This window comes from Pseudenhygromyxa sp. WMMC2535, from assembly GCF_011083025.2.
Window position 1 is genome coordinate 1676847 of sequence record NZ_JABJWV010000001.1, and the last position, 25419, is coordinate 1702265.

20 protein-coding genes are annotated in these 25419 nt (G+C 69.5%); 11 read left to right on the forward strand and 9 right to left on the reverse strand.

Translation table 11 applies throughout. The features are described from left to right. Positions 1 to 40: 40 nt before the first annotated feature. From G6O69_RS06310 to G6O69_RS06330, 5 genes are all read left to right on the forward strand, one after another. The gene (locus tag G6O69_RS06310) at positions 41 to 2110 is read left to right on the forward strand and encodes an alpha-amylase family glycosyl hydrolase (protein ID WP_172302624.1); all 2070 of its coding nucleotides are present in this window, start codon (positions 41 to 43) and stop codon (positions 2108 to 2110) included. 53 nt (positions 2111 to 2163) lie between these two features. Next, complete coding sequence (locus G6O69_RS06315; protein ID WP_172302625.1) at positions 2164 to 3300, forward strand: hypothetical protein; 1137 nt, start codon at positions 2164 to 2166, stop codon at positions 3298 to 3300. A 471-nt stretch (positions 3301 to 3771) separates the two neighbouring features. Then, positions 3772 to 3942, forward strand: coding sequence for a hypothetical protein (locus tag G6O69_RS06320; protein ID WP_172302626.1), 171 nt, complete (start codon positions 3772 to 3774; stop codon positions 3940 to 3942). A gap of 106 nt (positions 3943 to 4048) precedes the next feature. After that, on the forward strand, positions 4049 to 4774 hold the full coding sequence (locus G6O69_RS06325; protein ID WP_172302627.1) for a hypothetical protein: 726 nt from the start codon (positions 4049 to 4051) through the stop codon (positions 4772 to 4774). 1153 nt (positions 4775 to 5927) lie between these two features. After that, entirely contained in the window at positions 5928 to 6326 is a 399-nt protein-coding gene (locus tag G6O69_RS06330) for a hypothetical protein (protein WP_176396666.1), read from the forward strand. Positions 6327 to 6732: 406 nt separating this feature from the next. Here G6O69_RS06330 and G6O69_RS41960 read toward each other — a convergent pair whose 3' ends face one another. Next, a complete protein-coding gene (locus G6O69_RS41960) occupies positions 6733 to 6891 on the reverse strand; it encodes an RCC1 domain-containing protein (RefSeq protein WP_346017010.1) in 159 nt (52 codons plus the stop codon). A gap of 276 nt (positions 6892 to 7167) precedes the next feature. Then, positions 7168 to 7488, reverse strand: a complete 321-nt coding sequence (locus tag G6O69_RS06340; protein WP_172302629.1) for a helix-turn-helix domain-containing protein — start codon at positions 7486 to 7488, stop codon at positions 7168 to 7170. A gap of 97 nt (positions 7489 to 7585) precedes the next feature. On the opposite strand from G6O69_RS06340, the gene G6O69_RS06345 reads away from it, so the two are divergent. The 4 genes from G6O69_RS06345 to G6O69_RS06360 all read left to right on the forward strand — a co-directional run bounded on the left by G6O69_RS06345 (position 7586) and on the right by G6O69_RS06360 (position 12112). Beyond that, complete coding sequence (locus G6O69_RS06345) at positions 7586 to 7828, forward strand: hypothetical protein (protein WP_172302630.1); 243 nt, start codon at positions 7586 to 7588, stop codon at positions 7826 to 7828. Positions 7829 to 7830: 2 nt separating this feature from the next. Then, entirely contained in the window at positions 7831 to 9606 is a 1776-nt protein-coding gene (locus G6O69_RS06350; protein ID WP_172302631.1) for an ABC transporter ATP-binding protein, read from the forward strand. 44 nt (positions 9607 to 9650) lie between these two features. Then, on the forward strand, positions 9651 to 11378 hold the full coding sequence (locus G6O69_RS06355; RefSeq protein ID WP_217909783.1) for an ABC transporter ATP-binding protein: 1728 nt from the start codon (positions 9651 to 9653) through the stop codon (positions 11376 to 11378). A gap of 155 nt (positions 11379 to 11533) precedes the next feature. Beyond that, the gene (locus G6O69_RS06360) at positions 11534 to 12112 is read left to right on the forward strand and encodes a class I SAM-dependent methyltransferase (RefSeq protein WP_172302633.1); all 579 of its coding nucleotides are present in this window, start codon (positions 11534 to 11536) and stop codon (positions 12110 to 12112) included. Here the strand turns inward: G6O69_RS06360 and G6O69_RS06365 are convergent. From G6O69_RS06365 to G6O69_RS41965, 5 genes are all read right to left on the reverse strand, one after another. Then, entirely contained in the window at positions 12064 to 14769 is a 2706-nt protein-coding gene (locus tag G6O69_RS06365; protein WP_172302634.1) for a hypothetical protein, read from the reverse strand. The genes G6O69_RS06360 and G6O69_RS06365 overlap by 49 nt on opposite strands. Before the next feature lie 84 nt (positions 14770 to 14853). Beyond that, positions 14854 to 15780: a polysaccharide deacetylase family protein gene (locus tag G6O69_RS06370; protein ID WP_172302635.1), complete on the reverse strand. Its 927-nt coding sequence runs from the start codon at positions 15778 to 15780 to the stop codon at positions 14854 to 14856. 60 nt (positions 15781 to 15840) lie between these two features. Next, a complete protein-coding gene (locus G6O69_RS06375; protein WP_176396667.1) occupies positions 15841 to 17205 on the reverse strand; it encodes an SBBP repeat-containing protein in 1365 nt (454 codons plus the stop codon). A 116-nt stretch (positions 17206 to 17321) separates the two neighbouring features. Next, positions 17322 to 18044, reverse strand: a complete 723-nt coding sequence (locus G6O69_RS06380) for a glycosyltransferase (protein WP_346017138.1) — start codon at positions 18042 to 18044, stop codon at positions 17322 to 17324. Positions 18045 to 18130: 86 nt separating this feature from the next. After that, a complete protein-coding gene (locus tag G6O69_RS41965) occupies positions 18131 to 19534 on the reverse strand; it encodes an NAD(P)-binding protein (protein WP_172302638.1) in 1404 nt (467 codons plus the stop codon). A gap of 213 nt (positions 19535 to 19747) precedes the next feature. On the opposite strand from G6O69_RS41965, the gene G6O69_RS06390 reads away from it, so the two are divergent. Continuing rightward, positions 19748 to 20818, forward strand: a complete 1071-nt coding sequence (locus tag G6O69_RS06390) for a serine/threonine-protein kinase (protein WP_176396669.1) — start codon at positions 19748 to 19750, stop codon at positions 20816 to 20818. A gap of 3 nt (positions 20819 to 20821) precedes the next feature. Here the strand turns inward: G6O69_RS06390 and G6O69_RS06395 are convergent, their stop codons facing one another. Both G6O69_RS06395 and G6O69_RS06400 read right to left on the reverse strand, forming a co-directional pair. Beyond that, the gene (locus G6O69_RS06395; RefSeq protein WP_172302640.1) at positions 20822 to 21799 is read right to left on the reverse strand and encodes an NDP-sugar synthase; all 978 of its coding nucleotides are present in this window, start codon (positions 21797 to 21799) and stop codon (positions 20822 to 20824) included. Then, positions 21799 to 23994, reverse strand: coding sequence for a hypothetical protein (locus G6O69_RS06400; protein WP_172301226.1), 2196 nt, complete (start codon positions 23992 to 23994; stop codon positions 21799 to 21801). Before G6O69_RS06400 ends, G6O69_RS06395 begins: the two co-directional genes overlap by 1 nt. Before the next feature lie 103 nt (positions 23995 to 24097). Here G6O69_RS06400 and G6O69_RS06405 point away from each other — a divergent pair, with 103 nt between their 5' ends. Next, positions 24098 to 25414, forward strand: coding sequence for a UDP-glucose/GDP-mannose dehydrogenase family protein (locus G6O69_RS06405; protein WP_172302641.1), 1317 nt, complete (start codon positions 24098 to 24100; stop codon positions 25412 to 25414). Positions 25415 to 25419: the final 5 nt, after the last annotated feature.

Below are 25419 nucleotides of genomic sequence, written 5' to 3' on the forward strand. Positions count from 1 at the left end.
CCGCAGCCCCGCTCGGCCCGAGCTTCGCTACACTCGGCCCATGACACCTGGGTCCCTCGCCGATCGCGCCCTCGCCCTGCTCCCCGCCCTGGTGCTGATCGCCTGCGCGCCGGAGGACCCGGGCAGCGAGAGCGAGGACGAGGCCAGCGACGACTACACCTCGGGCTTCGGCCACGACACCGACACTGGCACCGACACGAGCGCGGATACGAGCGAGGGCGCCGACCTGTGCGAGGGGGTCAGCTGCGGCGAGGGCGAGGTCTGCGACCCGCTCAGCGGCGCGTGCATCGAGGCGGCCGACTGCACCCCCGATCGCGTGGTCGGGGACTTCGTGTTTTGCTTTGCGACCGAGGACGACGCCTACGAGCTCGTGATCCGCTACGCGGGCGCCGGCGAGATCGATCTGGCCAGCGGGAGCACGCGGCTCAACGGCGAGGACATCGACGTGAGCTCGGGCTGGGACGCGAGCACCCAGACCCTGCGCCTGGCCGCCGCGGACCTCCCGGCCTCGAAGTACAGCTACCTGCTGCGCTGGAAGACCAGCGAGGGCGCGGACCTGCGCCCGCTCTTCATCCCGATGTGGATCGGCCAGGGCATGCGCTACGCGGACTTTCGCTGGCAAGACGCGATCGTCTACCAGGTGTTCACGGACCGCTTCCTCAACGGCGATCCGAGCAACGACATCGACAACGGCCAGGGCAGCCTGGCCGAGGTCGACGACTTCCGCAGCCAGTGGCAGGGCGGGGACTTCGCGGGGATCCTCGCCAAGCTCGAAGACGGCTACTTCGAGTCCATGGGCATCAACGCGCTGTGGATCAGCTCGCCGGTGATCAACTCGCACAACTCCCAGCCGGCGGTCGGCATCGACGACGACCGGCGCTTCTCCAGCTACCACTCCTATCACCCGATCGCCACGGGCTACACCCACCTCGACGACCTGGGCTACGAGACGGCGGTCGAGCCGGCCTTCGGCACCGCCGCGGAGCTGCGCGCGCTGGTCGACGCCGCGCACCGCCGGGGCATCCGCGTGCTCCCGGACTTCGTCGCCAACCACGTGCAGATCGAGGCCGAGCTCTACTCCCTGCACCCCGAGTGGTTCTTCCCGCACTCGTGGTGCGACGGCAACTGGGACGCCGGACGGATCAACTGCTGGTTCACCCCGGCGATGCCCGACTTCGACTACGGGGGCAACCCCGAGGCCGTGACCACAGTCGTCGACCACGCGCTGTGGCTGGTCCAGGAGTTCAACTTCGACGGCTTCCGGGCCGACGCCCTCAAGCACATGGACGACGTGTTCGTCCGCGCGCTCAAGCAGGCCGTGGTCGACGAGATCGAGACCACCGTCGACGACCACGCGCTGTCGATCGAGCCGACGATCTTCTACATGGTCGGCGAGTCCCTCGGCGGCTGGGCGCGCTACCACGTGCGCGAGGACATGGTCCAAGGTCAGGTCGACGAGGCCTACTACCAGACCACCCGCGACGCGCTGCTGACCTTCAGCCAGAGCGTCCGCGACCTCGCGGTATTCTCGATCCCCAACGACACGGCCTACCTCGTCGAGCAGGAGACCATGGGCGGCGCGGGCGGCTACCCCGGCGCGGTCATGGGTAACTTCTTTGGCAACCACGACCAGTGGCGCGCGCTGACCGAGGCCGGCGGGGCCCAGAGCGCCGACGCCTACGCGCGCCTGCGCCTGGCCCAGACCTTCTTGATGACCTCGCCGCGCAACGTGCCGATGCTCTACCAGGGCGACGACATCGGCACCGAGGGCGAGGCCGATCCCGACAACCGCAAGATGCAGAAATTCACGGACCTCAGCGGCGAAGAACAGGCATCGCTGGCCAACGTCCAGGCGGCCGGACTGCTGCGCGAGGCCCACCCGGCCTTACGTCGGGGCCTGCGCCAAGTCGTGCTACTCGAAGACTGGTTTTGGGTCTATCGCGTCACCTACGAAAGTAGTGATGGTGAGGGTGATGACGAAGTGTTCGTTGCGATCAATCGCGACGCCGACAAGCAATGGTCCCCGCCGGCGGGCTACGTCGATGGCCTGGGCAATTGCTCGGGTGGCGTGGTGCCATCGATGCGCGCCTGTATCTTCGTCGCCGAGTAGTTTCGCCGCCCGGGGGGCGGCCGCGAGGCCCTCGATGTGCCAGACTCATGGCCATGAAGCGGCGTCAAATGCTCCAGGGACTGACTGGCCTCGGCGGCCTCGCGTGCGCGGGGCTGTGGTCGAGCTCGGTCCTCGCCGAGAGCAAGAACAAACAGGCCCGAGCGCAGATCCAGTCCGCGGTCTGCGAGGCCGGCCAACCCTCACAGACTGCCTTTACCCTCTACACCCGCGGCGTCGGGACCAACATCTTGCACATCGCCTCGAGCCAGAACTCGCTGGCGCTGGTCATCCCCAAGGGCGTGCGCGGCAAGGGCAGGAACATGCGCCTGCTCGACCTCGACGCCCTGCCCGAGGTCGACACGCTGATCGTCTGCCCGCTGCACGATCACTACGATCACACCGCCAACCTCGGCGGCCTGCGCGGGGGCCTGCTCAACCCCGGCAGCAACCACGCGATGCTCTGCGGGACCAAGAAGGTGCTGCGCCGCAAGGGCGCCGACCTCTACTACCGCCACGAGATCGCCGGCGCGCAGAGCAAGCTCGAGACCTCGATCCCCGGGATCTCGATCACCCTCGAGTTCTACCGCCAGGGCGAGCGCGGGGAGAGCCACGCGCCGCACTGGGGCGCGGGCAAGAACTGCAGCGTGTCCAACCGCCACTGCGGCATGCGCCTGCCGGTGCGCAGCGTCGAGGCCTACGCCCTGCTCGCCCACTTCCGGGTCGAGACCGCCGACGGCCCCCAGGAGTTCACCCTCTTCGCCAACGACGCGGCCTCGGGCTTCGTCGCCGGCAACCTGCCCGACGCGCTCCCGGTCTGCGACCTCGCCCTGGTCGCCGTCGCCGACGCCCACCTCGCCTACGGCTACCCCGAGGAGCTGCTCGAGAAGCTCGCCCCGGCCGAGGTGCGCTGGACCGACTGGGAGGGCTACTTTTGGGATCCGATGCACGCGCTGAAGACCAACGAGGCGCCCAAGACCGGCGGGCCGGCGATCATGCCCCTCGGCGCCGTCGAGGACCTCGAGGGTCAGGGCTGCTTCGTGCGCCACGGCCACGTCGAGTCCTTCGCCGGGCGCCCCGCCTCCGGGGGCGCGGCCGTGGCCGAGCCCGAAGACGCCGAGCCGGAGGCCGCACCCGAAGATGTCGAGGCCGAGGCCGCACCCGAAGATGTCGAGGCCGAGCCAGAGACCTAGAGCGGCGATCGGTTTGAAGGCGCGCCCTCAGGTGCGTCTTGGCGGTTCCGTGGCGAGGAGCGAGGCCGAAGCTGTGGTGGACCCACTGCGAGCGCCGAGCGACAACGACCACGGGGCCGCCAAGATGTGCCTGGCGGTGCGAATTCAAGCCGGTCGCCGCTCTATTCGCCCGTGATGGAACCCAGCGCGGCTCCTGGCGCTGGGATTTTCGTCTCTGATCTGAGGGCAACAGGTTTCCGGTGTGTAGGAACTCCAACCGCATGAAACCCACCCGCGCATTTCGCGCGAGCCCCATCACGGCACCGGGAACGCTTCCGGGCGCCTCGGCGGGAACGAGAGCTCGCTCGCTGTGTGAGGCCCCAACAATCTCGAGTCGGCGAGCGATGAACAGCGCCTGCTCTGCCTCGGGCAAGTGGGCCGTCAATTCGAGCGGATCTACGCCGGCTCGCGCGCGCAGCTCGACGAGCCCCTGTGGACGACGCAGGGGGGCTGGTCCACCCGTTCAAGGAGTACGGCCGGGCGTTCGCGGACGAGGCCAAGCTCCGGGCCTGGAGCGAGGAGCTCGACGCCCTGTTCGCCGACCCCGAGGTCATCGTCGTGACCCTCGGCCTACCCCTTCGGAGCCCGAACTCACGCCGATGACCTGCTGGCCCGCTACCTGACCGACCCCGAGCTTCGCCAGCCGGCCAAGCGAGCTGTCGTCGCTCCATCTTTCGAACGACGAACTCAGGAAGGAGTTCCCGAACATATGATGGTTCACCGACACCTCGCGATCTCCGTTTTCCTCGCGGCGGCATGTACGAGCGGCGACCGCGCACAGCCGAAAGCCAGCCCTGTCGAGGTCACGGAAGTGGAACAGCCCGAGGAGATGCCGCCGAAAGCCTGCAATGCCGCAGTGCCACGCCCGAACACGGCCATCGCGTTGGCAGAAGAGGCAAAGCGTGCAGGAGGCTATCCGGATCAGCACGAGGTGGACGGGCCAAAAGCGATGGTCGAAGAGGGCTTTTTGCTTAGCCCGATGGTGCCGACCGAGTGGCCTCCCAGGAACTGCACAGTCGTGTTTTATGTGTCGGAGACGCGCATCCTCCAAGCTGACTCGGTTCACGTGATGCGTTCACCGGTGGCTGCACGGATCACTGTCGAACTCGACACCGGTGAGACAAGCCTGACCAAGATCGAAGATGGGCCCGGTTTCGGAGGTGAACTCGCGTTTGGCGGGGGCGGGCCGTTCGCGGCCAAGGAGCAGATGTGGGTCTTCGTGGCAGTGACAACCTCGACCGAGTCCTCGCCGTCACCGGAAGAGTTGTCCCGCTACAAAAGGTGGCTCGAATACGAGGTCTACGTGGCCGCGGCCCTGTTCAGGTGGCACCACGAGTTCTTCGGGCTCGTAGCCGGAGCTGACCGGGAGTTTCTAGAACGCGTCGAAGTCAAGGCACGCCCCCCTCGCAGGCAGGACCACCGTCCTCCGGGCTGACGAGTTCGGGCAATGAGCTGAAGAACGAGCCCCCTAACATATGAGGCTCTCCTGTAGTTATAGTGGGTCCGAAATGGGCGCGATGTTCACACCCCGCCGACCCTGGATTGGATGTCTTAGCCGCCGCTCCACTGAACTGGAGGCCCGACTGGGGATCCGACTGGGGTCCCGGCTCCGGAAGCGCAGAGACCTCGATCGCGCCAAACGTCCAAGTGTCCGATGACTGGACTTGAGTACGCCGGCTTCACCCTCTCCGACGGCAGCGAGCTGCAATCATATCGACGTGAGATGTCGATATTTTTAGAATGTCGAGGACAGCTGCCGCGACAACCGATTTGTGCATGGGAGTGGGCCATCAGAAAATATTCAAGTCGGAGAAGTCATCGATTCGGCCTAAGAGCACGAGAGCCGCGGAATTCTGCCGGCTATCCATCCTTGAATCCTGCATCGACACGCGCCCATGCTCGAAGGACACTCGAGCAGATCGAGGTGGTGGTTGGCACGGCCTGCGGTGCCGGGGCCCTGCTCTGCGTGTTTCCGTGTGAGGACTCCGGTCTGGGCAGCGAAGGATGCCACCATTGAGAGATTGCTCGAGTGCTGCGTCAAACGATATGCTGGCGGCATGCGGGCACCACTAGCCATCCTCATATCGCTGATGGGCACGCAGTGTGCTCGACCCGATATGGCACCTGCCGACGCAGAGGAACATGTGGTGCCACCCGTCGCGTCGAAGTCGCCTGCGTCGAAGCCTCCCGCACCATCCATGACGCCGGCGAACCCTGCGTCGGGGCAGCCCACTACCCGGTCGATCGTCGAGGGTCTAGAGATCGCTTGGTACGATCCAGACGAGGGTTACCTTCACGTCCTGTGTGACGCGGACGAGTACCCCGCTAGCAAGTCCGATGACCGGACGCCCTGCACGACCGAGGCCAAGTCCGTCTTCGTCGTCGATGCGGAAGGTACAAAACCATGGACGGTGATCCCGCGTGAGGGCACCCCCTCGCCCGTCCTGGAGCTCTCGGGAGGGACCTTGCCGCCTCCACGAACCCCGGTGCTCGTGCTGCTCGACCAGCCCCCCGCGGCGAGTGCCCGCTTGACGCCGGTAACGCCCTCAAAACCCTCGCGCACGAGTGCGGTGAAGACGCTCGCCGGCATGGGTGACCGTGTCTGGCAGTCCGAACTCGAGGTCCATGGCAACTTCGGCAATGGCGTGGATACGCTTGCCGTGCTCGAGGCGGTCCCTCCCGACGATGAGGACGAGGGAGATTGGTACTTGCGGGTCATCGCTGCATTCGCGGGGAGCGAGCTGAAGGAGGTGTTCGGCGACGAGGATGATGAATTTACGCTCTCGAACTACGTCGTCGCGGGGATCACGGATCTCGACGCCGATGGCGTCTCCGAGGTGTTGTGGTGGGGCACGGGAGAGGGGTTTGGGGTTGGTCTATTCGTGCTGTGGTTCGGCGAGGGCAAGCATCGGGTGACTACGCTCTATGCGTGTGAATGTGGGAGCAACTTCGCGCCTCCCGGCTTCTTCACGCCGAGCCAGCGGTGAGGGGTGGGCGCCCACCGTCAGGAGAGCTGTACGATAGTGAAGCTCTGACCTACATCATCGGACAGTTTTGACACGGCCCCTCAAAAACTATCATCGTGACGTTGACGTACTCGCAGCAACGGCGGCCCCCGACTCTCCCGGACCGACGCCCTCGCGCCTCGAGTTCAGAGTAAGCTAGAGATCGGCCGCACCGACGACCCAATGGAGAGCGCGGCCAACCGTCTCGCTGACTGGGTCATGCGGAGCTCGCCGCCGACCAACCTGAATGACCATCGCACCGTGAATGGCGGCCACGAAGTCGAGACGCCATCCCGACGAGTTGGGGAGAACGGACCCTCGCAGATGTCAGAGGGTTTGCGAGCCTTCTTTGAGCCTCGCTTTGGCCGCTCGTTCGAGTCGGTGAATCTCAGCACCGGCCCCCAAGCCCAGTCGCTCGCCAGGGGTCTGGGTGCACGAGACCACCGCGGAGGTTGCCCCCCCAACACCACACGTTGCCGTCCCCTACGAGCGCGCAGGTGTGGTCGGGCGCCGCCGCCAACGCGACTACGTCGGCCAGCCCCGACACCTGGACCGGAGTGGACCGGGTCCGGGTTGGTGAGGCTGCGGCGTGTAGGAACTCCAAACGAATGAATTACGGGCGCGTACTTAGCTCATGTCAGATGCATGGGTCGCGGCGCGGGGAACGCTTCCCGGCGCCTCGGGCGCCTCGGCGGGAACGAGAGCTTGCTCGCTGTGTGAGGCCCCAACAACCCCTCCTCTCCTCGAGACGACGAACAACTTCAGCGCTGATCGCTCGATCAGCAACCCGACCGCTGGCCGTGCCTCCTTCGCCGCGGCCAGATCAGGTCGCGTGTTTCACGCAGCGAAATTCAGCTCGAGTTGCCCCGGCATCACCCGCCGCCGACGCGGAGGCGGCCGCGGCCCCAACCCCGCCCTGGACCTCCTTGTAGTCCTCGAGCGACGCCTCGAGCGACGCCTCGAGCACCGCCTCGATCAGCCCGTTTTTCGAGCCGAAGTAGTGGTGGATCAGCGGCTGCGTCACTCTGGCCCGACGGGCAATCTCACGCATCGACGTGGCCTGCAGGCCACTCTCGGCGAAGCAGCTGATGGCCGCTCGAAGGATGGCGAGTTGCGTCGTGGTGGCACGGGGAGAGAGGTTCATGAGTCTCGGTAGCGGGATCGTGGTCGAATCCGGATGAGCTTGACCACTTGTCAATCATATGATAAAAGAAATTGAAAATCATTTTCGGTTTGGAGCCATGCCCGATCCTGCCAACAATCTCCTGCTCGACGACGAGCGGTCTTTTGGAACCGGCGAGCCCTCGCACGCGCTGTGCTTGGACGAGCCCGTTCGGCAGTTCCTCGTCGCAGACCCAGCCGGGGTCAACCTCGGCGAGGGCGTCGAGGGCCAGCGCTCCCGAGTGACCGTCCCCGACGCGTTGTGGTTCTCGGTCGATATCTCCGCGATTCCGTTCTGGGCCGACGGCAAGCGAGGGCTGTAGCCATGAGCGAGCAAGGAACCTCCCAGAGCGCCTGGGACATCATGGAGCCCGTGAAGGCGAAGATCCGCTTTGCCATGGGGCTGTCGATCGCTAGCTCCCTGGCCACCCTCGGCGCCCTGGGGTTCCTGAGCCTCACCCTGGCCGCCCTGATGCGCGCTCACGAAGCGGAGTGGCCTTGGGTGCCGCTGGTCGGAGCGCTCGTGTGCACGGTCGCCGCCTATGTCCTCCGATCCCAGTCGTTCAACCAGTCCCACTACGCCGCGTTCCGTCTCGAGAACCTCCTGCGCACCCGCTTGGCCGCGCACCTCGGCACCCTGTCACTTGGGGAGACGGAGCGGATCGGCGCCTCCGCGCTGTCGAAGATCATCCACGACGATGTCAAGGCGCTCCATGTCTTCGTCGCCGACAGCACCCCGCTGTACGCCCGCGCCTACGCCATCCCGTTGGTGACCCTCGGCCTGCTGCTGTACCTGGACTGGCGACTGGCCCTCGCCGCCACCGCGGTCCTGGTCGCTGGCTTCGCGGGGGCGAGCCTGATGATGCACAACGTGGACGAGATGTTCCGGCGCTACACGGAGGCCCGGGAGCACGTCACCACCGCGGTGGTGGAGTTCGTCCAGGCCATGCCCGTCGTGCGGACCTTCGACACCGGGGTGAGCACCTTCGGTCGATACGAACGGTCCCTCGGAGAGTACCGGGACGTCGTCATCGCGTGGTACGGGGACTCGGCGTTCTCCGGGCGGGTGATGAATGCTGCGCTCGGCCCCGTGCCTACGTTGACGGTGGTCTCCTGGCTCGGTGCGGTGTTTTTCCTGGGCGGGAGCCTGGATGCCCCTGCCTGGATCGGTGTGCTGCTGTTCTGCACGGGCATGGCCGAGGCGATGGCACCCGCGATGATGCTGAAGCGCCTCGTCGAGACCGTGAAGCTCTCGGTCGTCCGTATCCAAGAGGTCCTAGCTCTCCCCTCGCTGCCGACGCCCGCACAGTCGGGCCCGCCCCAGGACGCCAGCGTGCGCTTCACCGAGGTGAGCTTCCGCTATGGAGAAGCAGAGTCCGACGCGCTCAGGGACGTCTCGTTCTACGCAGGACCAGGCACGGTCACCGCCCTCGTGGGGCCGTCGGGTGCGGGCAAGACCACCGTGGCGCGTCTGATCCCGAGGTTCTGGGACGCGACCGGGGGGAGCGTCGAGGTCGGCGGCGTGGACGTGCGCGAGCTCTCGACCGATGCGCTCATGCAGCACGTCTCCTTCGTGTTCCAGGACACCTTCCTGTTCTCCGGCACGCTGGTGGACAACATCCGGCTCGGCGCCCCCGACGCCACGATGGAAGACGTCGTGGCGGCCACTGAGGCCGCCCAGGCCCACGACTTCATCCAGGCCCTCCCCAACGGCTATGAGACCCAGGTGGGCGAGCGCGGCCTGTTCCTGTCCGGAGGCCAGCGCCAGCGCATCACCATCGCACGCTCCATCCTCCAGAACCGACCGATCCTCGTCCTGGACGAGGCCACCGCCTTCGCCGATCCCGAGAACGAAGCCGCGCTGGTGACCGCGCTGTCCGAGCTCATGCAGGGCAAGACGGTGCTCCTGATCGCCCACCGGCTGTCCACCATCCGGGACGCCGACCAGATCCTCGTCTTCGACGGGGGAGCCCTCGTCGAGCACGGCCGGCACGATGCACTGGTCGCCGCCGACGGCGTCTATTCAGCGCTCTGGAAGAGCTACCTCGACGCCCAGCACTGGACGCTCGGCGCGCGCAGCAGCACGGAGGCATCGCCATGAGCACGAACGGGCCTGTGCCTTGGCGACACACGTACCGTCGCTTGATGGCGAGCCTCGGCAACGACGCCCCCACCATGCGACGAACGCTGCTCGGCGTGCTCATCGCGGCAGTCCTGCAGGGACTGTCCCTGGCGTGCGTGCTGCCGTTGTTCGTCGCTGTACTGGCGGAGCACGACCGCGGCGCGGCCTTCGTGTGGCTCACGGCCATGACGCTGCTCGGGATCGCGTCGGCGGCCGTCAAGTGGTGGGCGAGCGGCTACGAGTTCCGAGGCGGCAGTGCCCACAGTATCCACCGACTCCGGCTGGCTCTCGGCGAGCAGCTGCGACGCATGCCCCTCGAGAAGCTCGCGGACAAGCGCTCGGGCGAGCTGCACTCAGCCCTGCTGGGCAACGTGGACGAGCAGATCGCGTATGTCACCATGGTCGCCGACCTCATCCTAAATGCCCTGGTGACCCCCCTCGTGGTAGCGGCGGTGACGCTCTTCTTCGACGTCCGTCTCGGTCTCGCGCTGTTCGTCGCTTTCCCCACAGTGGCTTTCCTGTACCGCTGGCGGCGTCCGGCGTTCGACCTGGGGTTCCAGGCCCTCGCCGACGCCCACGAGAAGACCAACGGCGACGTGGTCGAGTACACCCAGGGGCTCGCGGTGCTGCGGGCCTCCCGCGCGGACGGATCGCGTGCCAAGGCGCTGCACGCCGGCTTCCAGCACCTCCAGGACATCCAGACGCAGTACCAGCGCAAGAACGCCCGTCCATCCGTGTTCATCTCGACCGTCATCGAGGTCGGCCTGCTGTCCATCGCTATGCTCGGCGTGGCGTTCGTGGTGCGGGGCTCTCTCGACGTCGCCGTGCTCGCCGCGGTCATCGTCCTGATGACGCGTTTCGTCGCCGCGCTGTCCAACGTCATCAACTACACCGCGCTCTTCGCCCTGATCGAGACGGCGCTCACCCGAGTCGAGGCGCTCCTCGCCATCGAACCGCTGCCCGTGACGCCGGAGGGGCGCGCTCCCGAGACCTGGGAGGTCGGCTTCCACGGGGTCACGTTCACGTACTCAGGCGCCAACGAGCCCGTGCTGCGCGATGTGAGCACGACGCTGCCGGCCCGTGCGATGGCCGCTCTCGTCGGCCCCTCGGGCTCCGGCAAGACCACCCTCACCCGCCTCCTCATGCGTCACGCCGATCCGCAGGTGGGCCGCATCACCGTCGGCGGCGTCGATGTGCGTGCTCTCGAGCCAGAGGCGCTGAATTCGCTCGTGTCCGTCGTCTTCCAGGATGTCTACCTGTTCGACGACACCGTGCGCGCCAACATCCTCATGGGGCGCCCCTCGGCGACCGAGGCCGAGCTGTCCCAGGTCGCGCGGGATGCCCAGTGCCTCGACTTCATCGAGCGGCTCCCGAATGGCTGGGACACGCGCCTGGGCGACCTCGGCGGCCGGCTCTCGGGGGGGGAGCGCCAGCGCATCTCGATCGCCCGGGCGCTGCTGAAAGACGCTCCCATCGTGATCCTGGACGAGCCGACCGCCGCGCTGGACACCCAGAGCGAGCGTGCCGTGCAGCGTGCCATCGACGCGCTCGTGAAGAACAAGACCGTCATCGTGATCGCGCACCGCCTCTCGACCATCGCCGGTGCCGACCAGATCGTCGTGCTGGACGACGGACGCGTGGTCCAGCAGGGCCGCCATGACGAGCTGTTGGTGGAGGGGGGGCGCTATGGCGCGATGTGGGCGGCCCAGCAGAGCGTGAAGGCGTGGCATGTCGGATCGGGACGTCGATGAGGCTTTCCTGGACGCTCCCAACGAAGGCCCTCCTTCAACTCCGGGCCCCTGGACCCGAGGCTCAGCCCGGATCGATACCTCTCCGCCGAGCTTCATAGCGAGACGCGCAGAGCGGAAGCCCCCCATGCCCGCGTTTGTCGGAATCGGAAGGCACCATGCAACCCACCCTGACCGACGTGCCCGAGACCATGCTCTGGACACTCCACAACCGGGCGACCGAAGCCAAGCGGCCCGACGGCGTGCTCCGAGATCCCGACGCCGTGCGGATCTACGACGCCATCGACTATGACTACGAGCGGTCCTTCGGAGCTGCCGAGCCGTCCCACGCCCTGCGCTCCATCCTGTTCGACGAGCACGTGCGACGCTTCCTGGCCGAGCACCCGGGCGGGGTCATCGTCAACCTCGGCGAGGGCCTCGAGACCCAGCGGTTCCGGGTGACCGTCCCCGACGCGCTGTGGTTTTCGGTCGATGTTCCCGACGCCGCTGCATGGCCTCGACCAGCCGGGCGCGAACGACAGCGAGGTACAACCCGCGGTTCCGAAACGTCGTCTTCGTGCGACCGCCGCAGAGTTCGGCGAACCCGCCTATGTTGTGGAAGTAGATGCGTCCGCAGGAGGCTGGAGTGCCGCTCACACGGGCGACGAAGTGCCGATGTCGCTCGACTCGGTCACCAGGGCCCTCGCCCTCAGGGCTTGGCCAGCACGCGCAGCTCGGCGATGTTGACCTGGTTGTAGGCCCCGTCCACGCCCCCGAGCCCGCCCGTGTAGATCTCGAAGTGCGAGAAGCTCGACATGTTGATCGTGTCCTCGTCCTGGTCGATGACCGCGCGATACTCGACCCCCGCCTCGAGCTCGACGGCGACGAGGTTCGAGTCCTCCCAGCGGTCCCAGCTGCCCAGGTGAGGCATGACGAGCACGCCCTCGCCGACGAGGGCGTCGTCGGACACCCGCTCGACTCGCAGGCGCTTGACGGCGCAGGTGATCCCCGTGTCCACGGAGCCCGCCCCGTTGCCATAGTCGACCTGAAACAGGTGGCGGCCGCCCTGGGTGGCGGTGAACGAGGGCAAGGTCAGGCTGTCGCCGGCGGCGCCCCAGCCCTCGTAGTGAAAGCGGCCCCAGTTGGTCACGGCGCTGCCGCCCACGGCCTCGAAGTTGGTCGCGTCGAAGGCCTGGATGTGGGCGAGGTCGCTGCCCCACCAGCACGCGGGCGAGGCGTGCTGTGAGGCGTTGCCGCTGGCGTAGCTGGCGGCCACGGAGTAGCAGGGCGAGGCCTCGCCCGCGGCGGCGCTGTCCGGGTCGGTCCAGCTGCCGACGTCGCCGGCGAGGCCCTCGGCGACGAGCTCGCCGTCTCGGTAGACCCGCAGGCTCAGGTCCGCCGCGCTCTCGCCGGCGATGTCGAAGCTCAGGCGGAGCTTGCCGTCCACGGCCTCGACGGCGGAGATCGAGGGGGTGCGCGGGCCAAAGACCTCGCGGTAGTCGCTGGCGTCGCGCTCGCTGAGGCTGGTCGCGGCGGCGCTCCCGGCCGCGAGGTCGACCTCGACGCGGGCGCCGTCGACGAGCAGCGCGTCGGGGATCAGCGCGTCGACGACCTGGCCGTCGACGCGGCGCTCGCCCACGCTCAGCGCCCCGCTGCCGGCGTCGTCGGGGAGGTTGAGGACCACGGTGATCCTGCGTCCGCGCAGCGGGTAGTCGTTGAGCACCAAGGCGTTGGTCTGGCCAAAGATCTCGGCGCGGACCTGCGCGGGCACGAAGGGCTCGACGCGCAGACCCTCGCCGGTGGGCTCGAGGCCGAAGAGCACCTGGTGGACCATGGACACGTAGGCGGCCACGGACCACAGCTGGCGCTGGGAGTTGACCACGGGGCCGCTGGTGTCGCCCTCGTCGACCCAGACCGCGCCGCTCCCAGCCTCGAAGTTCTCCATGTTCGAGAGGTTGAGCGCGGCGCCGCGGATCAGCGCGCGGATCATCTTGCTGGCCACGGCGTCGTGGCCGGCGTGGGCCGCCGCGCGCAGCCAGTAGGCGGTGACGAACGGCCACTCGCCGCGGTTGTGATAGATCGGCGTGTACTGCTGCTGCGGCCACAGCACCGGGGCGCCGGGGCCATAGTGGGGGTAGCCCGAGAGGATCTCCTGGGCCTGCGCGTCCGAGGCCACGTCCAGGAGGATCGCCAGGGCCGAGCCGAGCAGGTCCATGCGCCGGGTCGGCGCGGGGTCGAGGCCGGTGGTCACGTGGCTCGAGAACTGGCCGAGGTCGTCGATCCACAGCCGGTCTTGGAGCGCCGAGCGCAGCGCCGTCGCCCAGCTCGCGGCCTCCTCGGCGACGCTGGTCTCGCCGCGCGCCTCGGCCAGCTCGGCGAGCAGCTCGAGCGCCGCGAGGTGGGCCAAGTTGGTGCTCAGCGACTTGCTCTGGGCGATGTGGACCACGTCCTCGGCGGTCCACCCGGGGTAGCTCTGCTCGCGCCAGTCCAGGAACGACTGCTCGCCGCGGTAGAGCCCGTCTTCGGGGTCGAAGACGATCCCGCGATCGTGCTGCGTGGTGTTGCGCAGGGCCTCGTAGGCCCGCGCTTCGAAGGCCGCTCGCGCGTCGTCCTCGAGCGCGGCCAAGGTCGCGCCCGCGCCCAGGGCCCAGGTCACGCGGTCGCTGCTGACGGGGTAGCTGCCCCCGCTGCCCGTGTCCTGGACGATCTGCAGGTCCCCGCCCGAGCGCCGCTCGGACAGCTTGAAGTCCAGGGAGTTGCGGGCCCGCGCCGGGTCGAGGTCGGCGAGGCCGAGGTCCATGGCGTAGGCCGTGTCCCGCGTCCACACGTAATGCCACAGCCGCCCGGTCTCGAAGCAGCCGTCGGCCCCGCAGGGCACGGAGCCGCCGAAGTTGAAGGCGTAGTCGGTGATCATCGACACGCTGCACTCGCCGACCTCCTCCATGGCCAGGGCGTAGAGCGCGTCGAAGAGGTCGTGACCCGAGCGCAGCCGCGGGCCCGTGTCCTGCTCGAGGATCTGGCGCGGGTTGTCGGGGACGCCGTCGCGCAGCGGGGACGTGGTGCTCAGGCTGTAGCTGCGCGTGCAGCTGTTCGGGTCGTCGATGGACACGCTCGCCACGTAGCTGCCGTCGAGCCACTCCTGGGTGCCCGAGGCGTCGTAGCTCGAGGGCTCCTCGCAGCCCAGCTCGCCGCCGGTCGTGCCCGTGCCCGTGTCGGTCTCGCCGCTCTCGCCCTCGCCGGAGTCCTCGCTCCCGCTGTCCTCGCCCGTGCCGGCGTCCGTGTCCGTGTCCGTGCCCGAGAAGCTCGTCCCGACCTCGTCGTCGCCGGTCGTGCCCTCCTCGGAGGCGCTGGTTCCATCGTCGCTACAGGCCAGGAGCAAGAGCGTGCCCGAGCACGCCAGCGCGAGAGTCCGCATTGACGGAGAGTAACACCCGCCTGCGCCCTCAAATTGACGACCGCCCCCGTGCGACGAGTTGCGCAGTCGAGCCCGGGCGCAGGCTCAGAGCGAGCGGTTCATCGCCCGGGCGATCGAGGTCCCGCCGCCGCGCGCCGCGAGCAGGGCCGTGAGCCGCTCGAGGCGACGATCCAGGGGCGTGCCGAGCTCGCGGGCGGCGCGGACGAGCGCCGAGTCGAGGCCGTCGGCCTCGGGATCCGCGAGGTCGATGGCGTGGAGCTCGACATGCAGGTGGCGGGTCTGCGCGGCCTCCCGGCGCAGGGCCTCGCCCTGGAGCCGCGTCATCATCGGCGGGGCGTCGGGCAGCAAGAAGGTGCCGATCAGCGGCAGGCGCAGCGCCCGGCTGACGGAGATCGGGATCTCCCACAGGCCGAGCTCCGGCAGCAGGTGCACCGCCGTATTACCCAGGAAGCTGCTCGCGCCGCCGCGCTGCGAGACCGACTTGCGCCCCCGCAGGCGACGCAGGCCCATGACCCCGAGCTTGCCCAGGTAGTAGGTGGGCGAGGGCAGCAGCGAGCTGTCGTAGCGGTAGCCGAGGCCCGCGACCTGCAAGAGCATGCGCCGGTCGTGGGTGTAGCCCGGGGCGCGAAAACCCTTGGGCGCGGCCCCGAGCTCGCGCAGCAGGTCGTCGCAGCGGCGCAGGTCCTCGGCGATCTCGGCCTCGGACCAGCGCACCATGTCGTAGGCGTGGGCGTAGCCGTGGTTGGCGAGCTCGTGGCCGTCGTGCTTGGCCCGGGCGAGGACCTCGGCGCCCCGGCCCCCGCGCTCGCGCAGGTCTCGCTCGAGGTCCTTGCCGATCACGAAGATCGTCGCGCGCACGTCCTTGGCCGCGAACACGTCGAGGAAGCGCGGCAGCCAGCGCTCGAGGGCGAGGCCCGGCTGCGCGCCCTGTGCCTGCGCCGGCGCGTCCAGGCCGTGGATCGCGTGGTAACAGTCGAGGTCGTCGAGGTCGAGGCTGACGATCGTGGACAAGGCCGCTCCAGGGGAGGGCCGCACGATGACAGGACATGGTTTTGGCTGTCAACGCGGCGCTCAGGCGGGACAGTATTGGGTGACGAAGCCCCAGCCCGAGTAGCCCCCGCTGAGGTAGAGCTCCGCGTCCCCAGAGCCCACCGCGATGTCCTGCGTGTAGTCGTCCAGGCCGTAGTCGCGCGTCACGCTCCCAGCGACGGCGCCCGCGGCCGTGAGCGCCACGAGCAAGATGTCCGGCCCGAGCGCCCCGCCGCCGATGTCGAGGACCTGCGCGGCGTAGTAGATGTTGCCGTCCGCTCCGAGCCCGAGCGCCCCGCCGCTGACGACGCCGGGGCTGGAGATGTACTCGAGCCACTCGGCGTGGCCGGTGAGGTCGTAGCCGGCCACGATCGCCCCCGTGGTGTCGCCCTCGGGCTCGTCGCTCGGGATGGTGTAGGAGCCGGCCACGCTGACCACGCCCTCGGGGTGAATGATCAGGTCCCGCGGCCACCACATCTGGCCGCTCTCGTTGAACACCCGCGTCCACGAGATCGCGCCGGCGAGCGTGAGCTTGACGAGCATGATCCGCGACTTGGCGAAGCCCTCGTCGTCGACGGCCGCGAGGTTTTGCCTGGCCGCGACGTAGACGCCCGTCTCGTGCACGTCGAGGGCCTCGCCGCGGTCGTCGTAGGCGTTGCCGAACTCGACGAGCCACAGCTGCTCGCCCGCGGCGGAGAACTTGGCCACGAAGGAGTCGGTCCCGCCCTCGTGGTCCTCGCCCTCGAAGGCCCCCGAGGCGAAGCCGGTCACGTAGGCGTTGCCCTCGGCGTCGACGCGCAGCCCTCGGGCCCCGCTCGCGCCCGCGCCGAAGCGCTGGGACCACAGCAGCTCCCCGATGTTCGAGTAGGCGAGGAGCAGCGCGTCGCTGTCCTCGTCTTGTCCGCTGACTTGCCCGGTGATGTAGATCCGCCCCGCGTCGTCGACGGCGACGTCGCTGCCCTCGACGCTCGCTCCGAGCGCGTCCGCATACTCGGCGACCCACAGCGCCTCGCCCCCGGGCCCGTGCTCGACCACGCGCAGGCTGCCGAGATCGTCGCGGGTCGCGAGCGAGAAGAGCTGCCCGCTGGGGCCGAGCGCGAGCTTCGCGGGGCCGTGGCCCGCCTCCGCGATGTACCAGCAGCTCAGCGCCTCGCCGCCCTCCGTCTCGCCCTCGCTGCTGTCCGCTTCACCCTCACCCTCACCCTCGCCCTCGTCGGCGTCCGTGCTGGTGTCGGTCTCGGGCTCTCCCTCCGTCCCCGTTTGCGTCCCGCTCTCCGCCCCCGTCTCGCTCGCCTCGCCCTCGTCCGCCTCGCCCTGCTCGACACAGGCCCCCAAGCAAAGCGCGCTCGAGCACAGCGCGAGTGAGAGCGAGCCCTTGGTGCGCGACCACAGCCAGTCCATGCCCATGAGTGTCGCACCACCGGTCCGCGCCGATCATTTTGCGGGCACCCCGCGGGTCGAATTCACCGCGTGGGGACACAGGGGGCACAGACGCACGAGCGCGAGGAGTCTGAAGCCCGCGCTCAGGACCGCCGCTTGCCGATGTCACCGAGGTCCCGCCCGAGGTGGATCGAGACCATCAGCCGCCCGAGGTTGCCGAGCACCCGCGGGACTCGCTGGACCAAGTTGATCGAGGGCGCGCGCTTTTCTTCGATCTCCACGGGGATCTCGAGCATGCGCACGCCCTCGCGCTCGGCCCGGATCACCAGCTCCGAGGCGAACACGTCGTAGTCGACGATGCAGCGCGCGGCGATCGGGGCGAGCACCGAGCGGCGCATGGCCTTGAGCCCGTGGGTGTCGGTGCCCGAGAAGCCCAGGCTCGCGCGCAGCATGGCGTTGTAGACCCGGGTGGCGGCGCGGCGAAACACCGGGCGGTGATCGTGGGCGCCGGCCATGGCCTTGCTGCCGATGATCAGGTCGGCCTCGTCGGCGCGCAGCAAGGCGAGCGCGCGCTCGTGGAAGTCGACGTCGCACAGGTCGATCTCCTCGCAGACCAAAAAGCGTCCGCGGGCGCGGAAGATGCCCTCGCGCAGGGCCCCGCCGTAGTTGGGCTCGGGGTAGGAGAACCACCGCAGGCGCTCGGGCCAGCGCGCGGCCAGCTCCTCGGCGATCGCCACGGTGCGGTCGCGGCTGCCGTTCTCGGCGAGGACGATCTCGAAGTCGATGCCCAGGGCGCCGAGGCCCGCGACGAGCTCGCCGACGCTCCGCTCGAGGATCTGCTCTTCGTTGTAGATCGGGATGACCACGCTGAGCTCGGGCTCGCGCGCGGGCTGGGGCCCAGCCGGGGGAGCCGGGGGAGCCGCGGAGGCCGGGGGGGTCTGGGAGGTCTCGCTCACGAGCGCCCCGCTTCGCGTCGAGCCACGGCCTCGGTGGCCGCGGCGTCCTCGTCTTCGCCCACGGCCCACTGCGCCGCGGCAAGCCCCGAGAGCATGCTGTCTTCCATGGAGTTGTAGATCCAGGCGCCGTAGCGCCCGCAGGAGCGCACGCCCACGCGGGCGAGCCAGTCGAAGATGGTGGCCGTGGCCGGGCCGTGGTCCTCGTCGAACACGACGTAGGCGTACTCGATATCGCGGGTGCGAGAAAAGCGGATGTCCTCGACGGCCGCGAGGGCCCCGATGTCCACGAGCGCGCGGGCGATCCCCGCCATGTCCGGGGCGGCCTGGCGATCGCTGAGCTCGACGTAGAGCGAGCCGGCCCCCGGCGGCGCCATGGCGGCCACGGCGTTGGAGTAGACGCCGACGCGAAAGAAGGGCACGCGGGTCTCGGGCACGTAGGTCCAGTGCCAGTCGGCGGGCACCGGGGTCGCCGTCGCGAGGTCGAGGTAGCGCCACCGCACCCAGCGCAGGGCCGCCGCCGCCTCGCGGACCGCGGCCGGGACCGACTCCATGCGCGCGATGAGCTCGGGCAGGGGGATGGTGGAGATCAGCGACTGGTAGCGGATCCAGTCGGGCTCGCCCTCGAGCTTGACCCGCCGGCCCACGGGGTCGATGGCCTCGACGGCGCAGCTCGTGCGCAGCTCGCCCTCGCCCGCGCTGGCCCGGGCCTCGAGGGCGCGACCCAGGGCCCTGGGCAGCGCGTCGATGCCCCCGGCGCGCGGGTAGATGAAGCGCGCGTTGTAGCCCAGGCCGGTCTGACGCAGACCGATGGCCCCGGCGATGATCTGCGCGGGGTCGGGCTCGGGCACGAAGCGCTGGACCCACTGCGGCGCGAGGCGGTTGGGGTGCATGCCCCACAGCTTGGTGTTGTAGGGGACGAAGAAGTGACGGGCGATGCCCCGGCCGAAGCGCGCGCGCGCGTACTCCTCGAAGTTGCTCGGCGCCGTGGCCCAGCGCTCGCCCCGGGCCGCGGCCTCGCGGGCCTCGACCAGCCCGAGCAGACACTCCTGCACGACCTCGAGGGGGAGGCCGTGCAAGTTGGCCTGGAAGGGGTACTCGAGGGTCGCGCCGTGACTGTGGATCTTGGTCTTGCGCTCGACCTCGACCCAGGACTTCGGCAGCGCGCTGCGCTGGTCCCCGCCCCCGCTCTCGCCGCCCTCGTCGAAGAGCGCGGCCAGCAGCGCGCGGCTGCGATCGTCGCGCAGGTGCAGCCAGTGCCCCGTGACGTCGAAGGTGTGGCCGTCCTCCCGGCGCGAGCGGGCGTGACCGCCGACCTCGCCCTCGCGCTCGACGAGCATGAAGCGCGGGCCTCGGAGGTGGTAGGCGGCGCTGAGCCCCGTGAGCCCACCGCCGAGGATCACGACGGGCGCGGGGCGGGAATTGCCTCCACGCCTCGCCTCGAAAAAATTCCTCGGCCCGCTCACCCGCGGGGGTTTTAGCAACAAAGTCGACGCCTTGCCCGAGGCCCGGGAGGCCGGCCAGGGCCGCCTCGACGCCCTCGGAGCCACGCGCGCGCGAACGCGGCGGGGCGCCCCTGGGCCCGCTAACGGACGCTGGACAGGCGGATCCGCGCCTTGCACACTCGGAGCATGGAGCTGCACAGCCTCGGCGGCTATCGCTTGTTAGGGCCGATCCCGGTCTTGAATTCCGTCACACGGCTCTACTACGCCCGCCCCGAGAGCGCCCCCGAGGACGCGCCGGCCACCCAATTGGCGAAGATCCTCATGCCCAGCCAGAGCGCCGAGCATGCCCTGCTCAAGGCGCAGTTCGCACACGAGGCCAACCTGCTGCGCAGCTTCAGCCACACGGGCATCCCCAGCCTGCGCGCCGCGGGCACCCAAGACGGCGTCGACTTCTACGTGATGGACTACGTCGAGGGCGTGGACCTCTCGGTGCTGCTCGGCCACGACCGCGGCGAACCGCGGGCGCTCAGCAAGGAGCTGGCCGTCTACATCCTCGGCCAGCTCGCCGACGCGCTGCGCTACGTCCACACCTTCGAGGTCCCCTGCGAGGGCGTGGGCAGCGTGGCCGATGCCCTCGGCCAGGAGCCCGGCGAAGGCGCGGACGACGACGACGCCGACGCCGACGCCGATGCGGGCGACGACGAGGGTGATGGCGACGACGACGACTTCGAGTGCCTCGAGGTCCTCCACCGCGACATCTGCCCGGCCAACGTGTTCTTGTCCGTCGACGGCGACGTGGTCCTCGGCGACTTCGGCTCGGCGAGCAGCAAGTGGCTGGCCGCGGACTACACCAGCGCCGAGGCCGGGCACGTGGCTTACAAGGCCCCCGAGCGGGTCACCGGCAGCGGCAAGGCCACCGTCAAGAGCGACCTCTTCTCCCTCGCGGTCGTGCTCTGGGAGCTGCTCCGGGGCGAGCGCTGCTTCGTCGCCGGCAACGAGCTCGAGACCATGGACGAGATCGTCCGCTTCGACATCTCGCACTCGAGCCGCCGCGTGTCGGGGCTCTCGCCCAAGCTCTCCGAGGTCCTGCGCCGCAACCTCGACCGCGACCCCGAGCGCCGCTACCCCGACGCCTACAAGGTCCTCCAGCGCCTGAGCCAGTCGCCCGAGGCCCAGGCCGCCGAGGCCTCGCGCCACGAGCTCGCGCGCCTGGTTCAGGCCGCCCGCGCCGCTCGCAAGTGAGCCTCAGGCGCCCGTGCACACGGCGTCGCAGAGATCGCGCTCGAGCTGCACCCCCGGCCAGACCGCGGCCCGCTCCACGCGGACCCCCGCGGCCACGCTCGCGCCGGCGCCGATCTGGCTGTGCGGCCCGATCACCGCGCCACGGCCCACCCGCGCCCCCGGACCCACGTAGACCTGCTCGGCCAGCTCGACCTCCGCCTCGATGATCGCGTCGGGGTGGACGCCGACCACCGGGGCCTCGGCCCAGGCCAGGCGCGCCTTGCCGTCGAGCACGTTGGCGACGCCCTGAAGGTAGCGCTCGACGGTGGAGTGCTCCCACCAGTAGCCGCGGTGGATGTGCGCGCCCACGCGGTCCTCGCGAAAGAGCTGGCGGTAGGCCGTGCGGACGATGCACTGCTCGCCCTCGGGGGGCACGCGATCCAGGAAGCTCGACTGCATCAGGTGCACGCCCGTGAACATCATCGCCGGCCCGGCCGCGGCCCCCGGCCGGGTCTCGCCCAAGAAGGTGGCCAGGGAGCCCTCGCGCTGGTCCTCGGCCAGGCTCCCGCCCCACACGCCCTCGCTGTCCTCGCGCAGGACCATGGTCGCCTCGTAGCGGCCGGCGCGGTGCCGGGCGAGGGCCGGCGCGAGCTCGAGGTCCGTGAGGATCTTGCCGTTGACCACGACGAAGGGCCCGCCCTTGCCGTCGTCGAGCAGGCGCCTGGCCTGGCGCAGACCGCCGCCCGTGCCGAGGATCTGGCCCTCCTCGTGGGAGTAGGTGATGTCCACCTCCAGCGCCGAGCCGTCCCCGAGGTCCTCGATGATCTGCTCCCCGAGGTAGTGGAGGTTGATGACGATCTCGCGCACGCCCTGGGCGCGCAGCCACAGCACGGCCCAGCGGACCAGCGGCGCCCCGCAGATCGGGAGCATGGGCTTGGGTCGAAGTTGGGTGAGCTCGCCGAGACGAGTGCCAAAGCCAGCGGCCAAGATCATCGCGCGCATCAGTACTCCCAGACCAGGCTCTCGAGCATCGCAACCGTGAGCAACAAGGCCACGACCATCAGCGCGATGGTCAGCGCCCCGCGAGCCAGCACCTGACGCCGCGCCTGGATCAGCGCGAGCTGCTGGTCTTCGGCCAGCGCCACGTCGACCGGAGCGTCGCCGCCCGCCAGGCCCAGGGCCAGGTTCGTCTGACTCTCGAGCCGCTTTTGGTTGCGCCAGACCATGGTCCCGAGCAGGAGGATGAACAATCCGCCGCCGCCGAGCAAAAACCAGCGGATCGCGACCGTCCAGCGGCGCTTGGTGGCCGCCAGCGCCTGCTCCTCACGACCTCGGGTGCTCAGCGCCTGTGGCGGTCCGTAGACCACGGCCTCGAGGCTGCCGATCAAGAACGCGCGCGCCCGCGCGAGCTCCTCCTCGCTCGGCCCCGCCGCCTGCTTCGCGTCCAGGGCCGCCTCGATCGCCCGCAGGTAGGCGCGCTCGCGCTCGCGCTCGAACTGGCGATCCACCCGCGGGAGCTCCAGCTGCGCGCGCTGGCGATGGATCAGCGGACCCAGGGCGTCGCGCGAGGACGAGCCCGGCGCCACGAGCTGGACGCGGGCGAAGGCCGAGGAGTCCTCCGGGCGCAGCACGCTCTGGTAGGCCTCGAACTGCACGAAGGTCCCCGCTTTCCCGCCCGCTTCCCCCCCCACTTCGAAGCTCGCGGGGATCGTCCACTCGCGCTCCTGAGGCATGCGCAGCGGCGGCGTGAAGGTGTCGATCCACGCGCCCTGGGGTCCGTGGACATCGACGAAGACCGGCCGGCGCGCGCTGATGGCCGCGATCCCCACCTGCACGACCTCGCCCGGCCGGGCCAGATCCGTGGACGCGTGGACGCGCACGGTGCCTGCGTGGCTGACGAAACGAAGCCGGCGCTTGGGGCCACCGAACCGGGCGCTTTCGCCCTTCACTTCGCCCCCGACCGGCTCGGTCCCCTTGTCCGGCGCCGCTCCCTTCTCCGGCTCCGCTCCCTTGTCCGGCTCGGTCCCCTTGTCCGGCTCGGTCCCCTTGTCCGGCTCGGTCCCCTTGTCCGGCTCGGTCCCCTTGTCTGGCGCCGCCCCCTTGTCCGGCTCGGTCCCCTTCTCCGGCTCGGCCACCTTCTCCGGCGTCGCCCCCTTCTGCTCCTTCCCGGACTCCGCCCCCTTCCCTTCGCCTTCGCCCTCGGACGAGCCGCCCTCGCTCCCGCCGGCCAGGCGGACCTCGAAGCGGACCACGTCGGAGCTGAGCACTCCGCTGAAGCTCGCCAACCCCAGGCTGTCCACGCGGCCCTCGTAGAGCACCGGCGGCTCGTCCAGGGAGCCGCGCTCGCCACCAAACTCGCCGGAGATCAGCCGCACCTGGACGTCGGCATCACCAGCATCAGGTCGCCAGGGCGCGCCCGATGGATCGGTGACCCGCAAGAACATGCGGTTGTCGAAGCCCGCGAGCAGCCGCCCCTCGGGGCGCAGGTCGATGCGCACGCCCTCGGGCTGCGGGTCCGTGTCGTCGGCCCACTGGAGCATGCTCTTGGCGATGACCTGCTGGCCCTCGGAGGCGTCGGGCGAGCGCGGGCCGAGTTCCACGGGCAGGCGCTCTTCGAAAGGTTCGAGCCCCGGCGCCAAGAAGTTCAAGCGCAGCGCGCCGGAGCCCGCGGCGAGGCCCTCGGGCACGGTGAGCGTGCCCTGGTTGAGGCCCTCGCCCACGGCCGCGAGCTCGCCCAGCTCGTGCGTCTGCCCTGCGGCGTCGATCAGCGCGGCCGAGACGGCGACCTGCGTGTCCACAGGGCGCAGGTCCGGCCCCAGGGTCTGCGCCCGCACCCCGAGGGGCGAGCCCGGCTGCCAGCGCGCCTCGACCTGGAGGTTGATCGAGCGCTGCACGAAGCGGCTCGAGCTCCACAGGCTCGCCAAGATCGCGGCCGCGAGGCCGATCGGCCCGAGGATCATCAGCGCCCAGTGCAGCCTCGGCGTGGACTCGGCCGCGAAGACCTGCTCCCCCGAGAGCCCGGCGTCCCCGACCCAGTCAGCCGGCTCCGCAGAGTCTGCGGCCTCCCCCTCGAGCTCGGCGCCGGCTCCGTCCTCCTCCCCAGCGCCGCCCTCATCCCCAGCCGCCAGCTCGCTCCCGACCGCGGTTTTGGACTGCTCAGCGCTGGAATCGTGGTTCGCGTCGTCGTCGTGGATCATGGGCTGGCCATGGACAAAGGCGCGCCCGCGAGGTTTCGGCCTGTGCGCGCTCACGCGGCCTGCGTGGTAGCCGCTGACTCATTGTCGTATCCTCCGCGGCCAAATGAAAGTCAGCGTCATCGGCACTGGATACGTGGGACTCGTCGCGGCTGCGGCCTTCGCCGATCATGGCAACGACGTCGTCTGCGCGGACATCGACGAGGCCAAGATCGAGGGGCTGAAGCAGGGTGTGATCCCGATCTACGAGCCCGGCCTCGAGCCGCTCGTCAAGCGCAACGTGGCCGCCGGCCGCCTGAAGTTCACGACCAGCAACGCCGACGCGGCCAAGCACGCCGAGATCATCTTCCTGGCCGTGGGCACCCCCACCGGTGGCACCGACGGCGCGCCCAAGCTCGACTACCTGTTTCAGGCCGCCCGCGACGTCGCCGCGAACCTCAGCGACTTCACGGTGATCGTCAACAAGAGCACGGTGCCCGTGGGCACGGCCGAGCGGGTCACGCGGATCATCAACGAGATCGCCCCCGACGCGGACTTCGTGGTCGCCAGCAACCCCGAGTTCCTCAAGGAGGGCGTCGCCGTCCAGGACTTCATGCACCCCGACCGGGTGATCATCGGGACCGAAGACGAGCGCGCCCGCGAGCTCCTGCACCGGCTCTACCACCCCTTCTTCCGCACCAGCGAGCGCCTGCTGTTCATGAACGCGCGCTCGGCCGAGCTCACCAAGTACGCCTCCAACGCCTACCTGGCCGCGCGCATCTCCTTCATCAACGACGTCGCCAACCTCTGCGACGCCGTGGGCGCCGACGTCGAGGAGGTCCGCCGGGGCATGGGCTCCGACGCGCGCATCGGCAACAAGTTCCTGTACCCGGGCGTGGGCTACGGCGGCTCGTGCTTCCCCAAGGACACCCGCGCGCTGATCCGCACCGCCCGCGAGCACGGCCTGTCGATGTCCATCGTCGCCTCCGCCGACCGGATCAACGAGAGTCAAAAGCTCGTCTTGGTCCGCAAGATCCGGGCGCAATTCGGCGACGTCGCCGGCAAGACCCTGGCGATCTGGGGCCTGGCCTTCAAGCCCAACACCGACGACATCCGCGAGGCCCCGGCCCTGAGCATCGTCCGCTCCCTGGCCAGCGACGGCGCGAAGCTGCGCCTGACCGACCCCGAGGCCGGCCCCAACTTCATGGCGGCGCTGGGGGACAGCGTCGAGAACTTTGGCATCGAGTTCTTCGACGACCCCTACGAGGCGGCCAAGGGCGCCGACGCGCTGATCATGACCACCGAGTGGCGCCAGTACAGGAGCCCCGACTTCCCCCGCCTGGCCGAGATCATGCAGGGCAAGGCGCTCTTCGACGGCCGCAACCAGTGGGAGCGCGAAGAGGTCGAAGCGCTCGGCTTCTTCTATACCGGCATCGGTCGCTGACGCGC